Source organism: Pontixanthobacter sp. (genome assembly GCF_049682855.1).
Classification (GTDB): Bacteria; Pseudomonadota; Alphaproteobacteria; order Sphingomonadales; family Sphingomonadaceae; genus Pontixanthobacter.
On record NZ_JBAUIK010000004.1, the window covers coordinates 16210 to 40336 of the forward strand.

The window sequence follows — 24127 nt, forward strand, 5'->3', positions numbered from 1 at the left end:
TTATCAATAAGGCGCTGTCCGCCTATCGTGCGGCATATCGCAAACGGCCCAGAAAGCGTGTCAGGCTGAAACTCTCACGGTCAGAGTTAAGCCATTTCGCTTTCACTTTCTCAAACTGCATTACACCGTCAATGCGCCGTTCGAGGAATGCTCTGGTCTGTTCCTTGCCTTCGCTGATGTCATCGGCAAATACGGCCAAAGTCGCGGTGTATAGTCCGGCCAGAATAGTCCGCTTGGTATAATGATTATAGTCAGTCGCAGTATCCCCGGCCAGCCGCCACATCAGATCCGCAGACGCCCAACCGCGTTTAAGCGCGGCAGGCACGTTTTGCGGCATCGCCATGATCGCAGTGGCGCGTTTCAGCGCCTCTTCCTGCCCGTCAATCGCATCGAGCCGGAATTGGACCAGAGCGCGTATCCGTTCGCGAATTTTCATGTCGGCCAGCTTTTCGCCAAGCAATTCGGCCATCATCCGTGCGTCGACCGATTCGATCCACGCCCCGATCATATCCATCGCACCCCCAGGATAGGCGAGACGCGCGACATCGGGATCAGCGCCGAACATTTCCGCTGCCTGCACAACCGCCTCGTCACTCCAGCCATCAAAAATCGCGGAATCCGCCAGCGCAGGGGCCAGCGCGATACGCAGTTCATCCAATGTCATATCGGCAGGGTCCAGCTCGGCAGATTGGGGCATTAGAAACTCGGTCCATAGGTTACACCAGCAGCGCCGTCGTTCTCACGGGCGGCGTCAGCTTTGGCAAATTCGCTCATCATCAGAGTGTTGCCGGTCATCAGCTCGGCATAATCGCGCGCCGAGCGGCCGGAATTGTCGTTTCGGTCAGGATCGGCCTGATTGGCCAACAAAATGCGGATCATCGGTACATCACGGCGATGTACAGCGGTAATCAGCGGCGTTTCGCCAGCCACATTGCTGTCATCGATATTTGCCCCGGCCTTCATCAGCACTTCTATCGCTTCCTGAAAACCCAGCGATGCGGCCAGTTGCAACGGTGTATTGCCATCCTTGTTGCGGATATTGGGATTGGCCCCCTTCTGCGCGAGAAAACGCACCCACGCCAAATCGCGTCGCTCGGTCACAATATGGAGCGCGGTCTCACCGCTGCTGATGTCCCGGGTGTTGACCAGCACGCTGCCCGGTTGATCGAGCACTTTGGTCACCGCATCACCATCGCGGTCACGGATCGCTTTCAAAAATTCATAACCGTCCGAAAATGTCTGGGCGGTGGCGGGCGTGATTGCCGCTGCCGCTGCCAGCCCCGATGCCAGAATGCTGGCACGGACCATGCTGTTCAACCGGAAAACGGCGTTGGCCATTTTCATTCTCCAATATCTACCTATGTGAAAGGGCCGTATCCTGCCCCCTGTTCAAACCTTGCATCAGGGCAATTAGCAGAGCATGAACCCAAACGCTATGATGATCAAACATACTCTTATATACGCCGCCGCATTGGCAATGTTATCCGCTCTGTCCGCCTGTAATTCCGGTACGGCAACTGTCCAGCCGCCGCTGGATCAGGCGCCATTGGCGGGCGCTGATATTGGCGGGGCGTTTGAACTTACCAGCAGCACTGGCGAGACTGTCAGATGGTCGGATTTTGCAGGGAAGTACCGGATCGTCTATTTCGGCTTCGCCTATTGCCCCGATATCTGCCCGACTGACATGAACCGGCTCGCACGCGGATTGGCCGAATATGAAAAGGCCCAGCCGGAGCTGGCCAAGACCATCCAGCCGATGTTTATCACGGTCGATCCAGAGCGCGATACGCCCGAAGTTCTGGCTGAATTCACCAGCGCATTTTCGGACAATATCATCGGTCTGACCGGCACCCCGGACCAGATCAGGCAAGCCGCCGATACATTTAAGGTTTTTTATGCGCGCGGCGAAGACCAGCCCGGCGGCGGCTATCTGATGGATCATACCAATATCCTCTATCTGTTCGGGCCAAGCGGCGATCCGCTGGCGACATTGCCTGCCGATCAGGGGCCAGAGGCGGTGGCGGCCGAACTGGCAAAGTGGGTGCGGTGAGGGACAAATTCTGGGAATTGCCGCTGGCCCAGCTTGACCGCGCAGAATGGGAGGCCCTGTGCGATGGCTGCGGCAAATGCTGCCTGCACAAGCTGGAAGATGAAGATACAGGCGACATCCAGGGCACCAATGTCGCGTGCAAACTGCTCGATATACAGACGGCGCAATGCAGCGATTACCGCAATCGGAAAGCCTATGTTCCCGATTGTATGCGGCTGACCTTGCGCATTGTGCAAAGCGTGGCGTGGCTGCCGCCCAGCTGCGCCTATAGGCTGCGCAGCGAGAACAAACCGCTGCATGACTGGCATTATCTGCTGTCGGGGGATCGCGATAGTGTGAAACAGGCAGGCATATCGGTTGCTGGCCGCGTGATCAGCGAAGTCAGTGCCGGGCCATTGGACCATCATTTGACCGATTGGGACGATGCATGACACGCTGGCTGATCCCCGCTCTCAGGCCTGATGTTGCCGACCCGGTGATCGACGTTGCCGGGCGCAGTTTGCCGCTGGCGATAAAACGCCATCCGACGGCGAAGAAACTGGTCATGCGGCTCGCGCCCGATGGCAGCGAAATCCGCGTGACCATGCCGCGTTGGGGGCAGTCGCGCGAAGCGGTGCGGTTTGCGCAATCCAGAATGGCATGGCTGGAACGGCAATTGGGCGATGTGGCCAGTGCCCATCCAGTTGGAGACGGGGCGACGCTGCCCTATCGCGGGACCATGCTGGATATAGTGTGGGATGCCACCGCCCGCCGGATGCCCATGCTGGATGACGGGCAACTGATCATCGGCGGGGCGCAGGAAAGCATCCCGCAGAGGCTGGAAAAATGGCTCCGCGCGGATGCTGTGCCGCTGATGGAAAGCGATCTGGCTTACTATTGCGCCGCTGCCGGGGTGGATGCACCGCCCATCAGACTGTCGCGCGCGCAGCGGCGCTGGGGCAGCTGTTCTTCCGCGGGCACGGTACGGATCAATTGGCGATTGATCATGGCGCCCGATTTTGTCCGCCGGTCGGTCGTCGCGCATGAGGCCGCACATCTGGTCCATTTCGACCACAGCCCCGCATTCCATGCATTGCTGGATCATCTGCTCGACGAACCGGTCGCGCCCGCAAACCGCTGGCTGAAGCAGCATGGCCGGTCGCTCTACGGATATTTCGGGTAGCGAAAGCGCGCCTACCGCCCTATCTTGGCCGCATGGGCTTTTTCAGCAGACTCAATCCCAAAGAAGGCGTGTCGGATTTTGTCCGCGAATTCAGCCGCCCCAACCCCTATCGCTGGCGCATTCTTGCCGTGTCGGGGCTGATGACATTTACGCTGATTTTCATGTTCACGCAGGAGGGCGTAAAGGGTCCGCCGATCCCGCCCGAAGTGACCTATATCAGCAGCTTTGCGTCTGACCGGAGCGATGCAGAAATTCTGGCCGGTAATATCGCCAATCAACGGCGCAAAGACCAGCTTGAGCAGATTCTTGCCGAGCGCGAGGAGCGCAAGCGCGAACTTTACCGCACTCTGGGCGAAGTGAGCGGCATGGATGTCGAGGAGATCGAACGGCAGGGCGCGCTCGAACGGCAAGCCGAAGCCGAAGAGGCGCAGCGTATCCGCGATGTCATGCTCGGCCAGGTGAAGGATATCCCCGAAGATGTACAACGTCAGGCGGAAGCAGCAGCTGGCCCCGCCACACCGGCGGTAAACGCTGCACAGGCCGCTGAACCTGCCGAGTGACGGGCAATGGATGGCCGCCGCAGCCCGGTTGGGTATGCGTGGACGCCCGCTGAGCCGCCCCAACCCCGGCGTTGGCGCGATTATTGTGGCGGATGGAACGCTCGCCGGGCGCGGCTGGACGCAGGCTGGCGGCCGGCCGCATGGTGAGGCGATGGCGCTATCGCAGGCCGGCGACCTTGCACGCGGTGCAACCCTGTACACAACGCTGGAGCCGTGCGCCCACCCGTCGCAGCGCGGACCAACCTGTAGCGCCCTGATTGCCGAGGCGGGCATTGCACGTGTGGTGTTTGCCTGTCTTGACCCCGATATACGGACCTGCGGTGAAGGCGCGGCGATTTTGCAGCGAGCCGGAATATCCGTGACGCAGATCGACAGCGCCGCTGCCGAGCAAAGTCTTGCCGGGTATATGATGCGCCGCGTGCAGGGCCGCCCGCACGTCACGCTGAAACTCGCCATGTCATTGGACGGGCTCATCGCGCTGCCATCGGGTGAAAGCCAGTGGATCACCGGCGAAACGGCCCGCGCGCATGTCCATTCACGCCGCGCGATGGCGGATGCAATTCTGGTTGGCGGCGGCACCTGGCGAGCGGATAAGCCGCGCCTTGACGTGCGGCTCCCCGGCATTGAAGACCGCAGCCCCCGGCGTGTGGTTCTGACGCGCGGTGTTCCGATTGACGGGATACGGATCATCAATATCCCCGGCCAGATCGCCGAATTGGATGATGTACACTATCTTTACGTTGAAGGCGGCGCGCAGACCGCTGCATCATTTCTGCGCGCTGATCTGGTGGACCGGATCGAGCTGTACCGTGCGCCGATCCTGCTGGGCACGGGCTTGCCCGCATTGGGCGATATCGGCCTGACGGCGCTGGCCGATGCGCATGGCCGATGGCACCTTGTCCAGCGCAGCCAGCTTGGCAGCGATACATTCGAAGCCTATGTCCGCCGCCGGTCACCCACCGCTTAGAATACCCGGCACGTAAGAAAACCCAACAGGAACTCTTCATGTTTACAGGCATCGTCACCGCTATTGGCACCATTGACAGCAGCGAGGCGCGCGGCGATCTGCGCGTCCGCGTGGCATGCCCGTTTGATCCCGAGACGATTGCCATCGGCGCATCCATCGCCTGTTCGGGCGCGTGTATGACGGTGGTTGAACGCGGCGGAGCCCCGGGTGATGCCTGGTTCGCCGTCGATATTTCGGAGGAGAGCCTGTCCAAAACCGCGCCCGGCATGTGGGATGCGGGCGCCGCGCTCAATCTGGAAAGCGCGCTGAAACTGGGCGATGAACTAGGCGGCCATATCGTCACCGGTCATGTCGATGCGGTGGGCGAAGTGGAAAGCACGGCCGAAATCGGCGGATCGCACACGGTCGTGATCCGCGCCCCGCAGGCGCTTGCCGCCTATATCGCGCCCAAGGGGTCTATTACTGTCGATGGCGTCTCTCTGACGGTCAATGCGGTGACCGACAATCCCGATGGATCATGCAGCTTTGCGCTCAATATCATCCCGCACACATGGGAAGTGACGACGCTGGGCTCGCTGAAACAGGGCAGCCATGTCAATCTGGAGATCGACGTTCTGGCGCGCTATTTGCAACGGATGGAAAGTTTGCGCGGCTGAAGCGTTACACCAAAACCGACACACAAACCGACCTCTGAAAGACTTGGGCCCTGCCATGATTACTCTGCTCTCCCCCGCCAAGAAGCTGAACTATGATCCGCTGGAAACGCAGCGGGAAATTACCCAGCCGCGCCTCGGCAGCGACACGCGCGAAATTGCGATGGTGGCAAGACAACAATCCGCCGCCGATCTGAAAAAGCTGATGCATATTTCGGACAAATTGGCCGAGCTCAATGCTGAGCGGTTCAAGGCATTTGATCTGGACGGGCGCAGCAATAGCGCGAAACCCGCCGGGCTGACATTTGATGGCGATGTCTATTGGGGCCTCGAAGCCAGCAGCATGGGCGATGAAACGTTGGCCTATGCGCAGGACCATTTGAGGATATTGTCGGGCCTTTACGGTCTGCTGCGCCCGATGGATGCGATCCAGCCCTACCGGCTGGAAATGGGCACCAAGATGAAAAACCCGCGCGGCAAATCGCTGTATGATTTCTGGGGCAGCCGGATTGCGGAAACGCTGGAGAACGATCTGGCGGGCCATGATGACCGCACGATCATCAACCTTGCTTCAAACGAGTATTTCAAAGCGGTCGATGCGCAGGCGCTCTCCGCCCCCGTCATCACCGCGTCCTTCCTAAATGTGAAAGACGGTGAAGCGCGCCAGCTGATGTATCACGTGAAGTTTGCGCGCGGTCTGATGGCCCGCTGGATCATGGATAACCGCGTGGACCGCGCCGAGGGCGTGAAGGACTTCAACGCCGAGGGTTACGCCTACGATGCGAAAGCGTCGAGCGAGAGTGAAATGGTGTTTTCGAGAAAGCAGCCGCCGACAAAGAAGTAGGGCCCAACTCAGATTGCCGAGAAACGTTCAATATCGGTAATCCGGCCCGATACGACCAGCTCATCATCGGGAAAGATCAGCGTGTCGGGCACGGCATGGATGAAATCCTCTCCTTCCCGTTTCACCCCGACGACGGTTACCTCGTACTTCTTGCGGCATTCGCTAGTCACAAGCGGTAGGCCGACAATCGGCTTTGGCGCGGCCAGTCGGGCAATGGCAAACTCGTCGCTGAAAGAAATGAAATCCAGCAGCCGTTCGTTGAGCAGATGCGCCACGCGCTCACCCATACGCTGTTCGGGGAACACGACATGATGCGCGCCGGTACGCTCCAATATGCGGGCATGCCGATCATTGGTTGCCTTGGCCCAGATATTCGTGATCCCCAAATCGGATAGAGCCAGCACAGTCAGAACACTGGCTTCGATATCACTGCCGATCGCCACCACAGCAGCGTCGAAATCCCGCACGCCCAATTGTTTGAGCGTATCCACATCGGTACAATCGGCCTCGACCACTTTGGTCAACGTGGGCGCGTATTCCTGTACGATCTGTGGATCGGTATCCCCGCCCAGCACTTCATGCCCCATGCGCTCCAGCGTTTCCGCGACCGCGCCGCCAAATCGGCCCAGGCCGATGACCAATACTGGTTTGCGTTTTTCAGCCGACAATGGGATTCTCCTGCGGATTGCGGTAAGGGATTTCTCGTTTGCCCAGCGCCAGAGCGGTGGCAACAGTGATTGTTCCAACACGCCCGATAAACATCAGCGCGATAATGGCCAACTGCCCGGCGGGCGGCAAATCGGCAGTGATGCCAGTGGACAGGCCAACGGTAGAAAAGGCGGAAATACACTCGAACAATATATCGTCGAGCGGCAATGTGGTGATCGACGCAATATAGGTGGTCGCGGCGAATATCAGAGCCGCTGCGAGTACTGTTACCGACAAAGCCTGCCGCTCGACCGCATGGCCAAACCGCCGCTGGAACAGGCCGACATCGCGGCGGCCCAGCACTTCGGACAGAACAATGGCAAACAGCACCACGAATGTCGTGATCTTGATGCCGCCCGCTGTGCCGGCGCTCCCCCCGCCGATGAACATCAGGAGGTAGTTCACCATAATCGTTTCATCTTCGAATGCGCCGACATCCAGGCTGTTGAAACCGGCAGTACGCGGCATCACCGAATGGAACGCAGCATTCAGTATCTTGCTGCCGAGCGGCATCGGTCCAAGCGTTGCCTGATTGTCCCATTCCATCCAGAGGATTGAGACAAAACCGAACAGCAACAACGCCAATGTGCCCGATACAGTGATCTTGGTATGCAGTGACCAGCGGCGCCAGCCGAAACGGTTTGCGCGGATATCCTGCATCACCGGAAAGCCCAGCGCAGTGATAAAGACGGCCAACATGATCGGCCCCAGAATGACCGGATCCTCTTGATAACCCATCACGCTATCCGAATAGCTTGAGAAACCGGCATTGTTGAAGGCGCTGACGGAATGGAAAATGCCGTGCCAGATCGCGTCTGACGGGGCTGCGCCGTGCGTTACCATCAGCCGCGCGGCCAAAATAGCGGCCACAATGGCTTCAACGGTAAGGGTAATAATCAGTATCAGTTTCAAAACGGCAGCTACATCGCCCGTTTCCAGACGGTTGCGCTCTACCTGCGTTGCCATCCGGTCGCGCAACCCGACACCCCGGCCCAGCATCAGTCCGAACAGAGTGGCAGCAGTCATAATACCCAGACCACCGATCTGGAACAGCAGCAGGATCGTCACTTGGCCGAAGATGGACCAATAGGTGGCTGTATCGACCACGATCAAGCCGGTCACTGCAACAGCAGAGGTCGCGGTGAAAAGCGCGGTCAATATCGGCGTCGGCGTGCCGTCAGATGTCGCGGCAGGCAGACTAAGCAGCAAAGTTCCAAATGCTATCGCACCCAGAAAGAGTATCGGGATCAACCGAATCGGATCACGTAGGCCCATTACCTGCATCCCTGAGCCGATGCAGATCACCAGTAAAGCTCTCTGTTAACATCGCTTTCCTACACCCGAAAAATCTGCCTAATCCTGCGCGATGAAGCAGTATCCTTCGCGCCTCGCCCCTACGCCATCACCCCAGCGCCGTATTCCGTCCTTTTATGCCGTTCCGGGCAAAGCGCGGGCAGATGGGTGGACGCCGTTGAGGCAAGCGGAGTTTATCGGGCATTTGGCGGAGACGCGCTCGGTTAGTTTGGCGGCGCAGCACGTCGGGATGGCGCGCGAGACAGCATACCGGCTGCGGCGGCGCGAATGGGCGGAAAGCTTTTGTGCCGCTTGGGATGCGGCGGCTGGCCATGCGATTGAGAGCATTTTCAAAAGTCACACCGCGTCCGCAAAGGTCACAGTTGCGGAGCTGGAATGGCGCATTGCCAGCGGGCGGTGGCAGATCATCCTGCACCGCGGCCGTTATGCCGGAGTGCGGCGAAAAGCCGACAATTTCGCGCTTTTGCAGCTTTCACAGGCGCTGGGGATGGCTTCGCGGCGCGGCGCGAACGCGGCAACCCCCAGCCGAAAGTCACGCCCGTGAAAAACCGCCGGAGCGTCCCTTCCCTACACGCGAAACGTCTGTCCTTATTGCGCCGTCACAACTTCAAGCGCGCCGATAAATTTTTCGATATTGCCCACATGCAATCCGGCAATATTGATCCGGCCCGATCCAGCCATGTAAATCGCGTGATCATCACGCAGTGCCTGAATCTGATCCTTGCTGAGCGGCAGGACCGAGAACAATCCGTGCTGCTGGCCCAGCGGGCGCAGATCGAGCGTGCCGACATCACCGGCAGCCGCCAGCTGGCCGCGCACGTCGCGCATGCGCGTGCGCATTGCGGCCAGTTCCTCCAGCCATATCTGCGTCATGTCATCATCGCGCAGGATCAGCCGCACAGCCGCCGCCCCGTGATCTGGCGGCATCGACCAGCTGGCGCGGGCCAGCGCATTGAGATTGGACAGGATCGGCGGCAATGCATCGGCATTTTGCGCCATGACATAAAGCGCGCCGACCCGGTCACGGTACATGCCGAAATTCTTGTCACAGCTATAGGCGACCAGCGCCTCCGGCACAGCGGAGAGGACGGTGCGGACACCGTACGCATCCTCTTCCATACCTTGACCCAGCCCCTGATAGGCGCTGTCGAGAATCGGCAAAGCCGGGCTGTCCGCAAAAGCGGCAGAGATCTGGTCCCATTGATCATTGGTGTAATCAATACCGGTGGGATTGTGGCAGCAGCCATGCAGCAGCACCGCCTCGCCCGCCTGAGCGGTACGGATCGCGCCCAGAACATTGTCGAGATGGGCCGTGCCATCATCATGCGAATGGCCAAATGTACGAGTTTCCAGCCCGATATCATTCAGGATTTGCGCGTGATTTGGCCAGCTGGGCACGCCCATATGGACGGCTGTAACGCCCGCTTTTTGCGCCACCGCCACCGCCAGCCGCACCGCGCCGGTGCCGCCGGGGGTCTGCATGCCTTCGATCCGGCCGCCCTTGGTCGCATCTTTGCCGAATATATATGGCATCAACGCATGGACAAATCCCAGATCGCCTTCTGGGCCGAGATAGCTTTTGCTGTTTTGTTCGGCCACCAACTTCGCCTCCGCCTGCTTGATGGCAGCAAAAACCGGCGTTTCGCCTTCATTGGTCCGGTATACGCCCACGCCAAGATCGATCTTGTCGCTGCGTTCGTCGGCGGCATAGAGCTTGATGAGCGCCAGCAGCGCATCGGGCGATTGGGGGGGAAGAGTATCTAACATGGCACGCCCCATGCCCAGCCCCGCCAGCCGCTGCAACAGGTTTATTCAGCCCGCATGCGAAACTGTTTGCCGGACCGGCTCACGCGATATGGCGCAAGCGCGGTATTGTGCATTAAAATGGCAGCCACCGCTGTTTTTTGGAAAAGCGCATATATCCGGCATTCACCCCCAGCCGCAGACCCGCGCCAACGCGGATCGGGATCATCACGATATCGCCGCGGCGCAAATAGGACGCGTGCATTCCGCCAACCAGATAGGCCTGCCCCTCCCCCGCCGGGAAGCGTTTGAACAGGTCTTGTGTATCATACAGATTATACACCAGAACAAATGTGTTGCCCGCATTGGCCCCTGCATCGAACCCCACCGACGGGCCGGTCCAATAGACTTTCTGTTCACCCTCGACCTTGTGGAACAAAGTGCCCGAACCATAACGCGCACCGACAATGAAGGCACCGCCCGCCTCGCGCCCGACGATATAGCCATTGGGTTCGCCTTGCTCTTTCAGCAGATCCTGGATCAGGCCGGCCAAACCTTCGGCGCCCTTGCCAAATACGCCCTCAGCCGCGCCGATCAGATCGTCTTCCTGATAGGTATCGGATTGCACCCCGGTATTGGTATTCACCGCGTAATCTTCCGCGCCGGTTGCCGGGTTCGACCATGTTGGGGCAACATCCGCCCCGGCTTCGGATGCAGCGTCAGACGCAGTACCGGCCTGGCCGGTCATCGCCTCGTCAAAATCCGGCTGGGCGGCATCGGGGGTCTGCGGGACGGGCTGCTCATCGGCATAGACCGGCCCCTGTCCCGGAGATTCGCTCAGATCACCATCGATGACTGCAGTGGGATCGACCGTTTCGATTGTCTGCGCGTTGAGCGGCGCGGCCATGATGGCGGCCGTTGCGAACGCGGCGATACAGGCGTTGCGGACGTGCTGGCGGGCGGCGGATAGGATGCTCATGGTCTCTCCAAACGGTACCGATGGGTAGAAGCCGTTACCAGAATCCTTTACGGCTGAAGCGGCAATGAATGGGCGGCGAAGCGATTCCCTTTTGCGCTGAAACGAGATCGCTATGCGCCAGGACACGCCGGCCCGTGCCGGCCCGTGTTGGCCCGTGCCAGATACCATGCTGCATCAGCCAACGGCAAATAACCGGGCGCACCGATTGCCCACTTGCCGCATGCAGGCACCGGCGTTATAGCGCCGCTCACATTGCTGCTGCAATCCGGAGACGTGGGTGAGTGGCTGAAACCAGTTCCCTGCTAAGGAACCATAGGAGTAAATCCTATCGAGGGTTCGAATCCCTCCGTCTCCTCCACCTTACTTTTCCGGTGCGCTCCTGACACTCCGGTAGTTCGAGCCATTCCAGCTACCTGGGACGGCGATGGTAGCGCCCATTTATGGCACGATGGTATAGTCGAAGCGGGTACACTGATTGGCCTGGCGCTGCGAAATATCGTATTTTAAAAAAGATGTCCGGAACGCTGTTCGCAGAGCTTTAAAAGCCGAGCCGGCTTTGTCTGCTCTGCGCATATCAGTGCCAGTAACCGGGCGCGCGCAGCATAGTGCCTTGGCCAAGAGCACCATCTGTGAAGCTTTGGGCAAATTGATCGCTGGCCAGTATCCGCGCCCGATTTGTGAGAGCGGCAGGCAGGCGACCTAAAAAAGGCCGGAGCAAGCATCCTTGCTCCGGCCTTTTTTTGCAGATGTGTACGTTACATCAAAAGTCAGTCGATATCCGCAAATAATAGCTGCCACCATTGAAGCCAGCCGGGTGGTTGAGCGGATAGATGGCACCCAGGAAGCCTGGTGTACGGCCGGTGAAGTTTCCGATCTGCCATTCGTCGGGATAGGCGTCGAAGAGGTTCTTCGCCCCTACCGCCAAACGGAAATGCTCGGCAACAGTGACCCCGATCTCGGCATCCACCACGAGCAATGATGGCGTCACGACCGGTAGCGTGTCATCATTGAACAGGCTCTCATAGGCTTCACCGAAATAGTTGAGCCGAATGAGGCCGTCAAACGCCCCGGCGGTATGCGCTGCGGTGAAGGTTGCGCGGTTTGCCGGCAGCGCATCTTCGATCTCACGCTCACGCCCTGCTGAAATGGTGGTCCCCCGATTGGTCACTTTGGTATCGGTATAATTGTACGCTAGAGTGAAGTTGGTTTTGCCGCCCAGCCAGAAGACGGGCATATTCGCAACAATATCCACGCCGCTTGTACGCGTGTCGAAGTCATTGACGAAAAACTGTACATTGCTGACGGTTGCAGCTGACGCAATCCCCTGTCCAACGAGCGCAGCACGGTCGGCGGCAGAAATGTCACGCGAGGTGAGCGCGACGCGATCTTCCACCTTGATGTTGAAGTAATCGGCAGTGATTGTGACCGGACCAAGCTCCACCGTCGTACCAAGGCTGAAATTTGTTGCGCTTTCGGCATCGAGCTGACCACCGCCAAAGAAGACCGCGATCGGATCGGTTGAGGCAATCACCAATTGCTCAACCAGCTGCCCGCCGGAAAAGCCGGTGGATGCCCGCTGCAGGTTTGACTGTCCCAAGGTCGGGGCCCGGAAACCTGTACTTGCTGACCCGCGCAGGGCAAAGCTGTCCGACAGACGGAAAAGGAATGACCCCTTGCCGTTGAAGGTCGATCCAAAGTCGGAAAAATCCTCAAAACGCACCGCACCAGACAATAGCAGGCTGTCGGTTATGTCCGCTTCTGCATCGACATAGAACCCGATACTGTCGCGCGAAAATTTGCCTGCCACGCGATCAGAGAAGCCTTGGAAACCGTTGGAGCCAACCGAGAAACCTTGCGCGGCGAAGGGGCCTGCAATGTAGCTTTCGCGGTCGCCTTCGCCGATTTCAAATTGTTCGTCCTGATATTGGGCACCAAAGGCGATGTTTAAATCCGAAGCGAAGCCAAGATCAACGCCATAGGTGAAATCGGCGTTGAACACGAGCTCGGTCTGCGCCTGAAAACCGGCATTAAAATTGGTTGGTGTGTTTGGCCCGAGCGATGCGTTGACTGTGTTGCGGATCTGATAATCCACCTTGTTCCGGCCATATCCGCCGCTCACATCATAGGTCAAATTTCCGCCCACTTCGCCTTTGAAGCCGACAAACAGTGCGCTGTCATTCACCGTGCCGCCAAAGCGCGGAGTAAAGCCGCCGGGAAAATTGCTGAAGAAGGCAAAACAATTGGCAGGTGCGCCGTCCACAAATGCCGTTGCATCGGCAAAGGATGTGGTTGGCAAGGGACCGGTGGGACAACCGCCCTCACCGGTTAAATCCGCGAAAAGTACGTTCCCGTCATTGGCGAACACGCCCGCGCGGTTGGTGGGATTGCGATAGAAGAAGCTACCGTCGACATCGCGCATGGCGTAAGTCGCAAACGAGTATACCGCAGCATCGCCAACCGGAATTTCCATATTGAATGCGGCTTTGAAGTCATTTTCAACTTCAGGCTGGCCCCAGACAACAACCGGGTCCGCAACCGGGAAACCTGCCGCTGCCAATCCCGCTGCACCGCCATTGCTGCCTTCGCCATCCTGCACACCTCGGCTGGTCGCTTCCTGATCGCGGAATTGCAGGGCAACTGTGGCAAACCCGCCATCGCCAATCGACGCGCCGAATGCGCCCGATGCCTCAAGAATACGGCCATCGCCTTCATAGCTTTGCGAAATCTGCACGTCGATGTTGCGCGCATCGGGATCGCTCAGCAGCTGGTAATTGATCACGCCGGCAATCGCATCAGAGCCATATTGCGCCGCCGCACCGTCGCGCAGCACGTCAACCTGTTCAAGTGATGCGCCGAATAGCGGATTGATGTCCACGCCCTGCGCGCCGCGATTGACCCCTGAGACAAACTCACCGACAACGGCGCCGCGATGACGACGTTTGCCGTTGACCAGCACAAGCGTGTGGTCAGAGGGCAGCGCACGAAGGTTCACCGGGCGAACCAGCGTTGCCGCATCGGAAATGGGCTCGCGGTTGGCGCTCAAAGACGGGACCACAGTCGTCAACGCGTCAATAATGTCGCTTGACCCCTGATTCATCAGTTCGCTTGCTTGAACGACATCAATTGGAACGGGCGAATCTATTGCCGAGCGGGCTTCGCGGCGGCTGCCGAGAACCGTGATGACGCTGGTTTCCTCGACGCCCTCATCAACATTGGCGGCATCTTGTGCCAATGCCGGTTGTGCGGCGAAGCCAAGACCGGCAAGGCAAGCCCCGGCGAGCAGTTGAATTTTGATCAATTTCATTTCTATCCCCTATCGTTATCTTTTACTATGCTCTGAATTGCGTGCCGCCTTTCCCTCACAGCGACATAAGTGAAGCATTCCCTCCTGCGGCTGTTGTATTGATGGTGAGCGTGCGCTCGTTGAAAAAGCGGCTCGCGGAATCCTCCAGGTCAAGCACGGGCAACAGGGCGCCATCACGCTGCGCCACAATCGCCGAGACAGATTCCGCCAATTCCCTGCTTGCAAGCACTCCCGAAATTGCGCCGTAACGGGCAATATCAGCTGGCCCTGCCCCCACGATTATGGCGCGGCTTTGATCACCGGCGATACCTGCAACATCCGCGTCTTCTGCCGCGACAACCGGGATGTTCCCCGTCTCGAGCAGCCGGTCGATCATCAATGCAAGCCGCTGCGGCTCGGCCGGGTGGCAGACGCACAGGATCACCCCACGGGGGTAGAGGGAGAGGGTATTTTCCTCGCCCGTTGGTCCGGGAAGCTGTGCGGTGTGATAAGGGTGCGCCGGGGCGCTGCAATATGCGGTCTCAAGCTTGGTCAAAACACCCGCAGCATCATCCTCCAGCCGCTTTGGCTCAGGCATTGAGATGGCCGGCATTGAGCATCGCCCGCCACCCTTGCTGAGCCGGCCCAGATAATGCGGGCCACCCGCCTTGGGGCCGGTGCCTGATAGACCCTCTCCGCCAAATGGCTGAACCCCGACCACGGCGCCAATCTGGTTGCGGTTGATGTAGAGATTGCCAACCCGGGCACGCGAGCGGACATGCTCAACCCGTGTATCAATCCGGGTGTGCAGTCCCATAGTAAGGCCAAATCCGAGCGCATTGATATCATCAATCAGTGCATCGAGCCCATCGGCAGCAAAGCGCACCACATGCAGCACAGGCCCGAACACTTCCTGCTGCACATCGCGCACATGCGGAACTGCAAATGCGATCGGGCGCTGGAAATAGCTTTGGCCAGAAGAATGGCTCGGCCCGTCATTATGTTTGGGCGGTCCGCCCTCAGTGATAGCTGGCGCCTCGCCAATGACCCGGAACTTTGCCCGGGCATGCTCCACATATTCGCCAATACGGCCGTGCGCCTCTGCGTCAATCAGCGGCCCGGTGTCGGTCGAAAGGTCGCCAGAATATCCTGCACGAAGCAGCACCATCGCACCTGCAAGCATCGTATTGAACTCATCCGCAATGCCTTCTTGAACGCACACTATCCGGCAGGCGGAACAGCGTTGGCCTGCGCTTTGGAATGCGCTGTCGACCACATCCATCACCGCCTGTTCAAGCAGAGCCGTGCTGTCCACTATCATGGCATTAATGCCGCCGGTTTCGGCGATGAGTGGGGCGGACGCTTTGCCCATATCGGCGCGGGCACGGGCGATCGCCTGAGCAGCCTTGGTGGACCCGGTGAAGCAGATGCCATCCACTTCGGGCCGGACAACCAATGCCGCGCCCAGCGCGCGCCCTCCTGGAAGCAGAGCCAGTGCTGAGACGGGCACACCGGCCCTTTGGAACAGGTCAACAGCGCGTTCTGCGATGCGCGGCGTTTGATGCGCAGGCTTTGCCAGAACACCATTTCCCATCACCAATGCTGCGGCGATTTGACCGGAAAAAATGGCAAGCGGGAAATTCCAGGGTGAGATGCAGGCGACTGTTCCCAGCGGTTCGCGCTTCGCGTTTTCCGGCGCCAGCGCCTCAAGCGCATAATAGCGGCAAAAATCGACTGCCTCGCGCAGCTCGGCCTGTGCATCATCCCAGGTCTTGCCGGCCTCTTGAACACAGAGAAGCATCAGTTCGTCAGCCTCCTGCTCCATCAGATCGGCAATCTTCACCAGCACCCCACTGCGCGCTTCTGGTGTAAAACCACGCCAGTATGCCGGGTCGAAGCCGTTCAGCGCGTCGTCGAGGTTTTCAGGCGCAAAAAACGCGCTGCCACCCATCTGCGTAGAGGGTTCAGCGCGGTTCATGGCCTGGCCGAGCGTGCGCCTGTCAGGCGGGACTGCAGTGTCCGCTTCGGCGCGCTGCGGATCAGATCGCGCAGCACAACCGATGGGCACACCGTGTCTGCCGCTGCCCGCTGGCCAAGCCGCATTCGCATTCGCACCCGCATTCGCATCCGCCATGCTGTCCAAATGCGGGATTGACGCAAGGGCATCCAACCGCGCTGCGATAGAATTCTGCGTGAAGTCCTCGCCCTTGGCAGACAGGCGCAAACCGTCAAACAGATCGCGCGGGGCCTTTATCCGCGGATGCGGCGCGAAATCCCGGGCCATGCTGTCCGCAAGGGGGTCTGCAACAATTTCATCAACCGATATGTCCGGATTGTTGATCTGACTTACGAATGAGCTGTTCGCGCCGTTTTCAAGCAAGCGCCGCACGAGATAGGGGAGCAGTTCCTTATGTGCTCCGACAGGGGCGTAAATCCGGCTTGGCAAACCGGTCGCGCGCGTTATTTCTGCGTGAAGGTCTGCGCCCATACCGTGGAGGCGCTGAAATTCAAAACCCGCCACGCCGTCGCGGCTTGCCTTGGCCATCTCGAAAATGGTCGCTGCAGAAAGCGCATTATGCGTTGCGAACTGCGGATAGACGATATCCCGCGCATTCAGAAGTTGCTGCGCGCCAGCGACAAAGCTTAAATCTGAATGTTCTTTACGCGTAAAAACGGGATAGCTTTCCAGCCCCAGTTCCTGGGCGCGCTTGATCTCCATATCCCAATATGCGCCTTTGACCAGCCGCACACATATCCGGCGATTGGCCTCACGCGCCATGCCAATCACAGTGTCGATTACCATTGCGCAGCGGCGCTGATAGGCCTGAATGACAATGCCCAGGCCATCCCAGCCCTCAAACCCCGGCGCATTTATTAGTCGCTGAAAGATATCAAGCGAAATTTCCAGACGATCCGCTTCTTCAGCGTCAATAATCAGACCAATATTTGCATCGCGCGCCTGGGCTGCGAGGCTTAGAAGCCGTTCAGTAATCTCCTTTACGCAAATATCGGCCTGAGCAGGCTCGTATCGCGGGTGAAGAGCGGAAAGCTTAACAGAGACGCTGGGCGCGCCGTGGATATTATCGTGCGCCTGTGACTGCGATGCGAGATGGGCGATCGCATGGCTGTAAGCGGAGAAAAAGTTTGCGGCATCATGCTGGGTGCGCGCGGCCTCACCCAGCATGTCAAAACTGTACCGATCACCATCCCCGGCACTTTTGCCAGTAGCAACCGCCTTTTCAATCGTTGCACCGAGCACAAAATCGCGGGCAATAATGTCCATAGCGCGCTTCATTGCGGCCAACATCACCTTATCGCCCAGCTTCGCAGCAATGCTCCGCGCCTGCTCGCCTCCGGTTGCCTCAATCCAGCTTTTCGATAGTCTAAGGCCGGTGACGCCCGCATTGACCAGCATCTTGTCGCTCGCGCCCGCGTGATCACCCCAGTCGCCGGCCAGCAATTTGTCCCGGACCAGTCTCATTGCAGTGCTTGGGTCAGGGGTTCGGATCAAGGCCTCCGACAGGCGCATCAGCACAACACCTTCATTGTTGGAAAGGTTGAACTCGCGCATGAAAGCATCAAGCAGACTTTCATTTGCGCCGTTTGCGCGGACCGCTTCGACCCAGGCCTTCGCCTGTTTATAGGCAGCGTCGCGCACCCCGGCATCTGGCTGCAGAGACCGCGACAAAGCCTGAAGACACGCCCTCTCATCAGCCAGAAAGGCTGCCGCCAATTGACCGAAATTGGCCTGCGTCAAAGCGGATGTCGTAATGTTCATATCAACTACAATAGTTGCGAATTGCAGTTTTTGGGTCCAAAGAATGCAATATTACTATTCATATTTGATCGATATTGGTCATATCATAGTCAAAAGGATCACTAACAGATGAAACGAATCGCGCTCGACAAGATCGATTTGCAGCTCTTGCAATGCATTCAGGAAGATGGGCGGATTTCCGTCGTAGAACTCGCCAAACGCATCCATCTGAGCAAGACGCCATGCCTCAAACGTCTGCGCGGGCTTGAGGATCAGGGCATCATCGAAGGCTATTCAGCACGGCTAAATCCGCGCAAACTGGATCAGGGCTATCTGGTCTACAATCAGGTGAAACTATCAAGCACCTCACGCGCCAGCCTTGAGGAATTTAATCGTGCAGTAAAAGATGTGCCTGCAATCATCTCGTGCCACATGATGTCAGGCGGCTATGATTATCTATTGAAAGTGCGCACGCGCGATATGGATGGTTACCGTATCCTCATCGGGGATGTCATTTCGCAGTTGCCATTTGTGGAACAGACGTCCTCTTTCCCGGTCATGGAAGAGGTCAAAGACACGCATCACGTGCCGATTTTCGTGTAATTGAACGGCGCTGTTATCAACCGGTTTATTGAAGCAAAGCGATCGGGCGAAGCATCAAAGCCGGGCAAAGGATCAGGACCGGGGAGCCGCTTACGGACAGTTACGGGCCAGTTTTCATTTCGGCGAGCGCACCACCGTTGCTTGGTCAGGATTTATCCGCCGGCTTCGACCCGCCGCTTGGCCACAAGCGGGAACATCGTTAAGGGGCCCGCATGGACCGGGCACATATTGTTCACGACAATTTCCTGCGCCGCTGCGCACAGGCGGATTTTCCTGCGGGCAATCCCCCTGCGGGCACGCTTGATCCGGCAATGGCCGTATCAATCTATCGTTCGGGCTGTGTAACCCGCGCGCTCGACCGGGCCAGCCGCGCGATGCAGGCGCAGGGCCAAGGCTTCTACACTATCGGATCATCGGGTCATGAAGCGATGGCGGCGGTTGCGGCCGCGCTTCGCCCCACCGATATGGCGTTCCTGCATTACCGCGATGCCGCATTTCAAATTCAGCGCGCAGAACAGGTCAGTGCCGCTGGCATGGGGCAGACGATCACCTGGGACATGCTGCTATCTTTCGCCTGTTCCAGTGACGACCCAATTTCGGGCGGACGGCACAAGGTTTTGGGGTCCAGGGCCCTCTCCATCCCGCCGCAGACATCGACCATCGCCAGCCATTTGCCCAAAGCTGTGGGCGCGGCATATTCGGTGGGTTTGGCAAAGCGCCATCCCCCGCAGCACCGGCATTTACCAGATGATGCGATTGTGATCTGCAGTTTTGGTGACGCATCGGCCAATCACTCGACCGCGCAAGGGGCGATCAACAGTTCGGCATGGACCGCCTATCAGACCGTTCCCATGCCGCTGCTATGGGTGTGCGAAGATAATGGGATCGGTATCTCCACCCGAACCCCCACCGGCTGGATTGCGGCCAATTTCAGCGCGCGGCCGGGGATCAGATATTTCTATTGCGACGGACTGGATATGTATGAAACATTCCGCGTGGCAGCACAGGCCGCCGATTATGTTCGCAAGCGCCGCAAGCCCGCTTTCCTGCATATCCGCACGATCCGTCTGTATGGCCATGCCGGTGCTGACGTGCCGACGACCTATATGGCGAAATCCGATGTCGAAGCCGAAGAGGCCGACGACCCGTTACTGCATTCAGCGCGGCTGCTAGGCGAGGCAGGCGTTCTGCCTCACAATGCCGCGCTGGATATCTATATCAGCACGGCGGCACGCGTGGACAGGATTGCACAGGAGGCCGCAAACCGCCCGCGGCTGCAAACTGCCGAGCAGGTGATGGCCAGCATCATTCCGCCCAGACGCGAGCACGCACCGTCAGGCGGCCCCACCGGCGATGCCCGGGCGGCCGCGTTTGGGAGCGATCTGAAACAGATGGACCAGCCGCAGATCATGTCCCGCCTGATCAATTGGGCATTGACCGATTTGATGCTGGAGCACGGCGAGATTGCCTTGATGGGCGAGGATATCGGGCGCAAAGGCGGCGTATACGGCGTCACCCAGAAACTGGCCGCACGCTTCGGGCGGGCGCGCGTGATTGATACATTGCTGGATGAACAATCCATTCTCGGCCTCGGGCTCGGAATGGCGCAAAACGGGTTTCTGCCAATCCCGGAAATCCAGTTTCTGGCCTATTACCACAATGCCGAGGATCAGATTCGCGGTGAAGGCGCAACATTGCCGTTCTTTTCCAGCGGGCAATATACCAACCCAATGGTCGTGCGGATTGCGGGGCTTGGCTATCAAAAGGGGTTTGGCGGGCATTTTCACAACGATAACAGCCTTGCCGCGATCCGCGATGTTCCGGGGCTGATCCTTGCATGTCCTTCCAATGGTGCAGACGCGGTCAGGATGCTGCGCGAGGCCGTCCGGTTGGCGCGCGAAGAGCAGCGGCTGGTGATTTTCCTTGAACCAATTGCGCTTTATCCAATGCGCGATCTGCATGATGCCGGTGATGGCGGCTGGATGCACACCTACCCTGCCGTGTCAGACCGCATGTCCTTTGGCCAGGTCCGCGTACATGGCGCAGGCAGGGACCTTGCGATTGTGACATTCGGCAATGGCACATTTTTGTCGATGAAAGCGCAGAAACGTTTGGCTGAAAAGGGCATTGACGCGCGCGTGATTGATCTGGGGTGGCTATCGCCTCTGCCAGAAGCTTCGCTGCTCGAAGCGGTCGGGGAGTGCGGCAATATTCTGATCGTTGATGAGACACGCCGCACCGGCGGGCTCGCCGAAGCGTTAATGGCTCTGTTTACAGAACAAACCGATATCCCGCACGGGCGCCTGACGGCCGAGGACAGCTTTGTTGCGACCGGGCCGGCCTATGCTGCGACAATGCCGTCCGCTGAGGGTATTGTGGACGCAGCCCTCGCGCTCACGGGTGCGCGGGCATGACGGGGACGCGCAAAACCGCAGTGCTCATCTGCCCGGGGCGCGGAACCTATAATGCAAGCGAACTTGGCTATCTGGCACAGCACTTCCCTGATGCCGGGATGCTTGCCGGCTTCGACGCCCAAAGACGCAGCGCAGACCAGGAAACACTGACGGCCCTCGACAGCGCAGACCGCTTCAGCCTCAGCAGGCATACGCGCGGCGACAATGCCTCAGGCCTGATTTTTGCCGCCACTTTGGGTGACTTTTTATCGATAGACCGCGATGCGGTCGAGATAGTGGCCATCACCGGCAATTCGATGGGGTGGTATTCTGCACTCACATGCGCGGGCGCCATGTCCCCGCAAGACGGATTTACCCTGGCCAACACAATGGGCACGCTGATGCAGGAGGCGCTCATTGGCGGACAGCTTGTCTATCCGTTTATGGGCGAGGAATGGACACCCGATATCGCGCGCCGCGACACATTGCTGGGGTTTGCGGCACAGATCAACGCACAGCCCGGTCATGTCCTGCTACTCTCAATCGAGCTGGGCGGGATGCTGGTCTTGGCCGGGAACGAGGCTGGACTATCGGCCTTTGAAAACGCCGTGGAGCGGATTGATTGCCGGTTCCCGATGCGCCTTGGCAATCATGCGGCGTTCCATACACCGTTGCAGCACCCGGTTGCCCGCAAAGGTGCCGCCCTGCTGGGGGCCGGCCTGTTCCGGCAACCCGACATACCGCTGATTGACGGGCGAGGCTCTATCTGGTGGCCACATGCGGTGAACACCGCGCAGCTACGCGACTATACTTTGGGCTATCAGGTGACTGAACCCTATGATTTCAGCCGGGCCATCGCAGTGGCAGCGCGCGAATTCGCGCCCGATCTGTTTATCGTCACCGGACCCGGAACGACTTTGGGCGGGGCTGTAGCACAATCGCTGATCCTGGCTGACTGGCGCGGTATGGACAGCAAAACTGCCTTCAAAGCCGAGCAGACCAAATCTGCGATTCTCGTATCGATGGGGATGGCAGCCCAGCGCCTATCCGTTACGGCGAATTAGAGCCAGGATCTAGAACGCAGCGCGAATGCCGCCCCACACAGTACGCGGCACACCCACATCGAGGACGCCGTTCGCATTGCGCGTCACGATCGTTTCATCAAGCAGGTTCTCACCGCGCAGGATTACCGCGAACCGGTTGCTTAACGGAAATTCGGCAAAGGCGTTCACAGTCGTCGCTGCAGGCAAAACATCCGTTTCTTCATCGCTTTCAAACTGCGCGCCCACATGCCGCACGCTCGCCGCGAAATGCCATCCAGTTGCAGGCTTCCAGGCAACCGTCGCGCTGGCCGAGAATTCGGGCGTTTGCGGCGGACGATTGCCATTGAGCGCCAGCGACGCACCGCTGCCATCGACGACGGCATCGGTATAGGCAAGGGTGCCATTGACGCTCACCCGTCCCTGCGTAATTGACGCGCTTGCTTCGACACCGCGGGCATCGATCGCTGGCAAATTCTGCCGCTGGCGCAAAGTCGGGGTGAGCGTCACATTGGCAATCGCATTTTTCAACCGGTTATCAAAAACGGTCAGTGCCAACTGGACGGTTTCCGACGGGGTCACATCAATACCGGCTTCGATCCCTTCGAGCACCTCATTTTCGAGCGCGGCATTCGCCTGTGTCACCACAGGAAAAATCACGAAGGGCCGGTATAATTCATTCAGAGTGGGCAAACGCAAACCGCGATAGACCGCCGCCCGTAACCTGATGGTGTCACTGGCCTGAAACGCTGCCCCTGCGCGGTAGGATACCGTCCAGTCGGATCGGTCTGATGCGGCCGCCTCGTTCACTTCACGCCCATCTGCATCGGTGGCGCGAAAGAATCCGTTTTCAACCACACTGCGGTCTGCGCGCAACCCTCCGGTCAATACCAGATCACCAAGCGACCAGTCATTTTCGATAAACAGGCCCCAATCGCTATTGCGCCCGCCAGCCCGGCGGCGTTCGGTCAGATTGCCCGAAAACGCGCTATAGGCCTCTTCCTGCAATTCGCCCGATGCGCGTCGATAGTCTGTGCCGATACGCAAGGTGTGATCCGGGCCTACGGGCGGCCGTATTTCCAGCTTTCCGCCAATCCCGGTGGACGGCGTGTTGCGCTGATCGAGGACGCGCACGAACCGTGTCGAGCTGATCACGATGTTGGAGAAATTGCGCGACTGGAGATAGGCAAGTGCGTCAAATTCCCAATTGCCGCGCCCTACCAGCCTTACGCTTGCATCGGCCCCTTCGCTCGAACTATCGGCGCCCGCAAACCGCAATGTGCGTTCATCATTGAACACCAAACCGCGCGCTTGCAGCTCTATATCCGCCGTGATCGGGGCAACAGCTCTGGCACTCACGGACCAGCTATCAAAACCCGCTTTGGCACTGGCGGGAACGCGCTGGTTTTGCGGCGTGGTAAAAAACCCGTCACCACGGTCCCACCGTCCGCTGAGTACAGCAAAACCGCCGCCAAGGTCTTGCGCAATACTCGCACTGGCTTCTGTATCACCGCGATCATTGACCAGTACCGAGCCATTAAAGGCGCCTAATGTCTCGGCATTTGCGCTCATCAATTCGATCGTCCCGGCCAGCGCGCCCGACCCAAACGGTCCCGCCCCGCCGCCGCGAGTCACGCGGATGGTTTCCAGCCTTTCAGGCGCAATTGCGCTGAGCGGGATATAGCCGAAGAACGGATCGGCCATCGGCACACCGTCGAGCAGCACCAGCGCGCGGCTGGTTGCATTTCCGCCAAGACCGCGCAGAGTGACACCTTGCGCGCTGGGGTTGGAGCTGCGGCTGTCTGACCGGCGAAACTGCTGGAAGCCGGCGACAGACGCCAGTACATCGTCAATCCGGCCAGAGCCCGATGTTGTAATCACATCCCGGTCCAGCGTTATCGCGCCATAGGCAGGCACAGCCGGCGTATCGGGCAGACCTTCTCCCGTGACCACAATCGCGAACCGATCATCTGTTTGCTGGGCCCCGCTATCTTCCTGAGCGCAAAGAGGGGCAGGCATCAGGGCCGCAGCAATCATAATTTTGTAACGCATGGGATGACGCCTAGCGATG

20 protein-coding genes and 1 tRNA gene are annotated in these 24127 nt (G+C 58.9%); 12 read left to right on the plus strand and 9 right to left on the minus strand.

The window, feature by feature from the left end:
- Positions 1 to 22: 22 nt before the first annotated feature.
- Positions 23 to 697, minus strand: a complete 675-nt coding sequence (locus WA922_RS02180; RefSeq protein WP_424770040.1) for a COQ9 family protein — start codon at positions 695 to 697, stop codon at positions 23 to 25.
- Complete coding sequence (locus tag WA922_RS02185; protein ID WP_424770041.1) at positions 697 to 1338, minus strand: ankyrin repeat domain-containing protein; 642 nt, start codon at positions 1336 to 1338, stop codon at positions 697 to 699. Before WA922_RS02185 ends, WA922_RS02180 begins: the two co-directional genes overlap by 1 nt.
- An 82-nt stretch (positions 1339 to 1420) precedes the next feature.
- On the opposite strand from WA922_RS02185, the gene WA922_RS02190 reads away from it, so the two are divergent.
- Genes WA922_RS02190 through yaaA form a run of 7 tightly spaced genes read left to right on the plus strand, consistent with a single transcriptional unit; the run spans position 1421 to position 6236 of the window.
- A complete protein-coding gene (locus WA922_RS02190) occupies positions 1421 to 2050 on the plus strand; it encodes an SCO family protein (protein ID WP_424770042.1) in 630 nt (209 codons plus the stop codon).
- Positions 2038 to 2481, plus strand: coding sequence for a YcgN family cysteine cluster protein (locus WA922_RS02195; protein ID WP_424770043.1), 444 nt, complete (start codon positions 2038 to 2040; stop codon positions 2479 to 2481). The genes WA922_RS02190 and WA922_RS02195 overlap by 13 nt, the downstream gene beginning before the upstream one ends.
- On the plus strand, positions 2478 to 3212 hold the full coding sequence (locus tag WA922_RS02200) for a M48 family metallopeptidase (RefSeq protein WP_424770044.1): 735 nt from the start codon (positions 2478 to 2480) through the stop codon (positions 3210 to 3212). The genes WA922_RS02195 and WA922_RS02200 overlap by 4 nt, the downstream gene beginning before the upstream one ends.
- A gap of 32 nt (positions 3213 to 3244) precedes the next feature.
- Positions 3245 to 3772, plus strand: coding sequence for a hypothetical protein (locus WA922_RS02205; protein WP_424770045.1), 528 nt, complete (start codon positions 3245 to 3247; stop codon positions 3770 to 3772).
- A 10-nt stretch (positions 3773 to 3782) separates the two neighbouring features.
- Complete coding sequence (gene ribD / locus WA922_RS02210; protein WP_424770046.1) at positions 3783 to 4739, plus strand: bifunctional diaminohydroxyphosphoribosylaminopyrimidine deaminase/5-amino-6-(5-phosphoribosylamino)uracil reductase RibD; 957 nt, start codon at positions 3783 to 3785, stop codon at positions 4737 to 4739.
- Positions 4740 to 4777: 38 nt separating this feature from the next.
- On the plus strand, positions 4778 to 5395 hold the full coding sequence (locus tag WA922_RS02215; RefSeq protein WP_424770047.1) for a riboflavin synthase: 618 nt from the start codon (positions 4778 to 4780) through the stop codon (positions 5393 to 5395).
- A gap of 55 nt (positions 5396 to 5450) precedes the next feature.
- Complete coding sequence (yaaA, locus tag WA922_RS02220; protein WP_424770048.1) at positions 5451 to 6236, plus strand: peroxide stress protein YaaA; 786 nt, start codon at positions 5451 to 5453, stop codon at positions 6234 to 6236.
- 8 nt (positions 6237 to 6244) lie between these two features.
- Here yaaA and WA922_RS02225 read toward each other — a convergent pair whose 3' ends face one another.
- Both WA922_RS02225 and WA922_RS02230 read right to left on the minus strand, forming a co-directional pair.
- Positions 6245 to 6904 carry a potassium channel family protein gene (locus WA922_RS02225; protein ID WP_424770049.1) on the minus strand — a complete coding sequence of 220 codons (660 nt, stop codon included), beginning with the start codon at positions 6902 to 6904 and terminating at the stop codon, positions 6245 to 6247.
- A complete protein-coding gene (locus WA922_RS02230) occupies positions 6894 to 8219 on the minus strand; it encodes a TrkH family potassium uptake protein (protein WP_424770050.1) in 1326 nt (441 codons plus the stop codon). Before WA922_RS02230 ends, WA922_RS02225 begins: the two co-directional genes overlap by 11 nt.
- Positions 8220 to 8310: 91 nt before the next feature.
- Here WA922_RS02230 and WA922_RS02235 point away from each other — a divergent pair, with 91 nt between their 5' ends.
- Positions 8311 to 8802, plus strand: coding sequence for a hypothetical protein (locus WA922_RS02235; RefSeq protein ID WP_424770051.1), 492 nt, complete (start codon positions 8311 to 8313; stop codon positions 8800 to 8802).
- A 44-nt stretch (positions 8803 to 8846) separates the two neighbouring features.
- On the opposite strand, the gene WA922_RS02240 is transcribed toward WA922_RS02235, so the two are convergent.
- Together WA922_RS02240 and WA922_RS02245 are read right to left on the minus strand one after the other, a co-directional pair.
- Positions 8847 to 10025, minus strand: coding sequence for an aromatic amino acid transaminase (locus WA922_RS02240; protein ID WP_424770052.1), 1179 nt, complete (start codon positions 10023 to 10025; stop codon positions 8847 to 8849).
- A gap of 112 nt (positions 10026 to 10137) precedes the next feature.
- A complete protein-coding gene (locus tag WA922_RS02245) occupies positions 10138 to 10980 on the minus strand; it encodes a DUF1134 domain-containing protein (RefSeq protein ID WP_424770053.1) in 843 nt (280 codons plus the stop codon).
- Positions 10981 to 11247: 267 nt separating this feature from the next.
- Here WA922_RS02245 and WA922_RS02250 point away from each other — a divergent pair.
- Positions 11248 to 11338 (plus strand) — tRNA-Ser (locus tag WA922_RS02250).
- 402 nt (positions 11339 to 11740) lie between these two features.
- Here the strand turns inward: WA922_RS02250 and WA922_RS02255 are convergent.
- Positions 11741 to 14284 (minus strand): TonB-dependent receptor plug domain-containing protein, encoded by a 2544-nt coding sequence (locus tag WA922_RS02255; RefSeq protein ID WP_424770054.1) that lies wholly within the window; start codon positions 14282 to 14284, stop codon positions 11741 to 11743.
- Between the two features lie 55 nt (positions 14285 to 14339).
- Positions 14340 to 18041 (minus strand): bifunctional proline dehydrogenase/L-glutamate gamma-semialdehyde dehydrogenase PutA, encoded by a 3702-nt coding sequence (gene putA / locus WA922_RS02260; protein WP_424770055.1) that lies wholly within the window; start codon positions 18039 to 18041, stop codon positions 14340 to 14342.
- A gap of 108 nt (positions 18042 to 18149) precedes the next feature.
- Between putA and WA922_RS02265 the strand changes: the two genes are divergently transcribed.
- From WA922_RS02265 to WA922_RS02275, 3 genes are all read left to right on the plus strand, one after another.
- Positions 18150 to 18623, plus strand: a complete 474-nt coding sequence (locus WA922_RS02265; protein ID WP_424770056.1) for an Lrp/AsnC ligand binding domain-containing protein — start codon at positions 18150 to 18152, stop codon at positions 18621 to 18623.
- A gap of 212 nt (positions 18624 to 18835) precedes the next feature.
- On the plus strand, positions 18836 to 21037 hold the full coding sequence (locus tag WA922_RS02270; RefSeq protein ID WP_424770057.1) for a thiamine pyrophosphate-dependent enzyme: 2202 nt from the start codon (positions 18836 to 18838) through the stop codon (positions 21035 to 21037).
- Positions 21034 to 22080, plus strand: coding sequence for an ACP S-malonyltransferase (locus tag WA922_RS02275; RefSeq protein WP_424770058.1), 1047 nt, complete (start codon positions 21034 to 21036; stop codon positions 22078 to 22080). Before WA922_RS02270 ends, WA922_RS02275 begins: the two co-directional genes overlap by 4 nt.
- 9 nt (positions 22081 to 22089) lie before the next feature.
- On the opposite strand, the gene WA922_RS02280 is transcribed toward WA922_RS02275, so the two are convergent.
- Entirely contained in the window at positions 22090 to 24108 is a 2019-nt protein-coding gene (locus WA922_RS02280) for a TonB-dependent receptor (protein ID WP_424770059.1), read from the minus strand.
- Between the last annotated feature and the right edge of the window lie 19 nt (positions 24109 to 24127).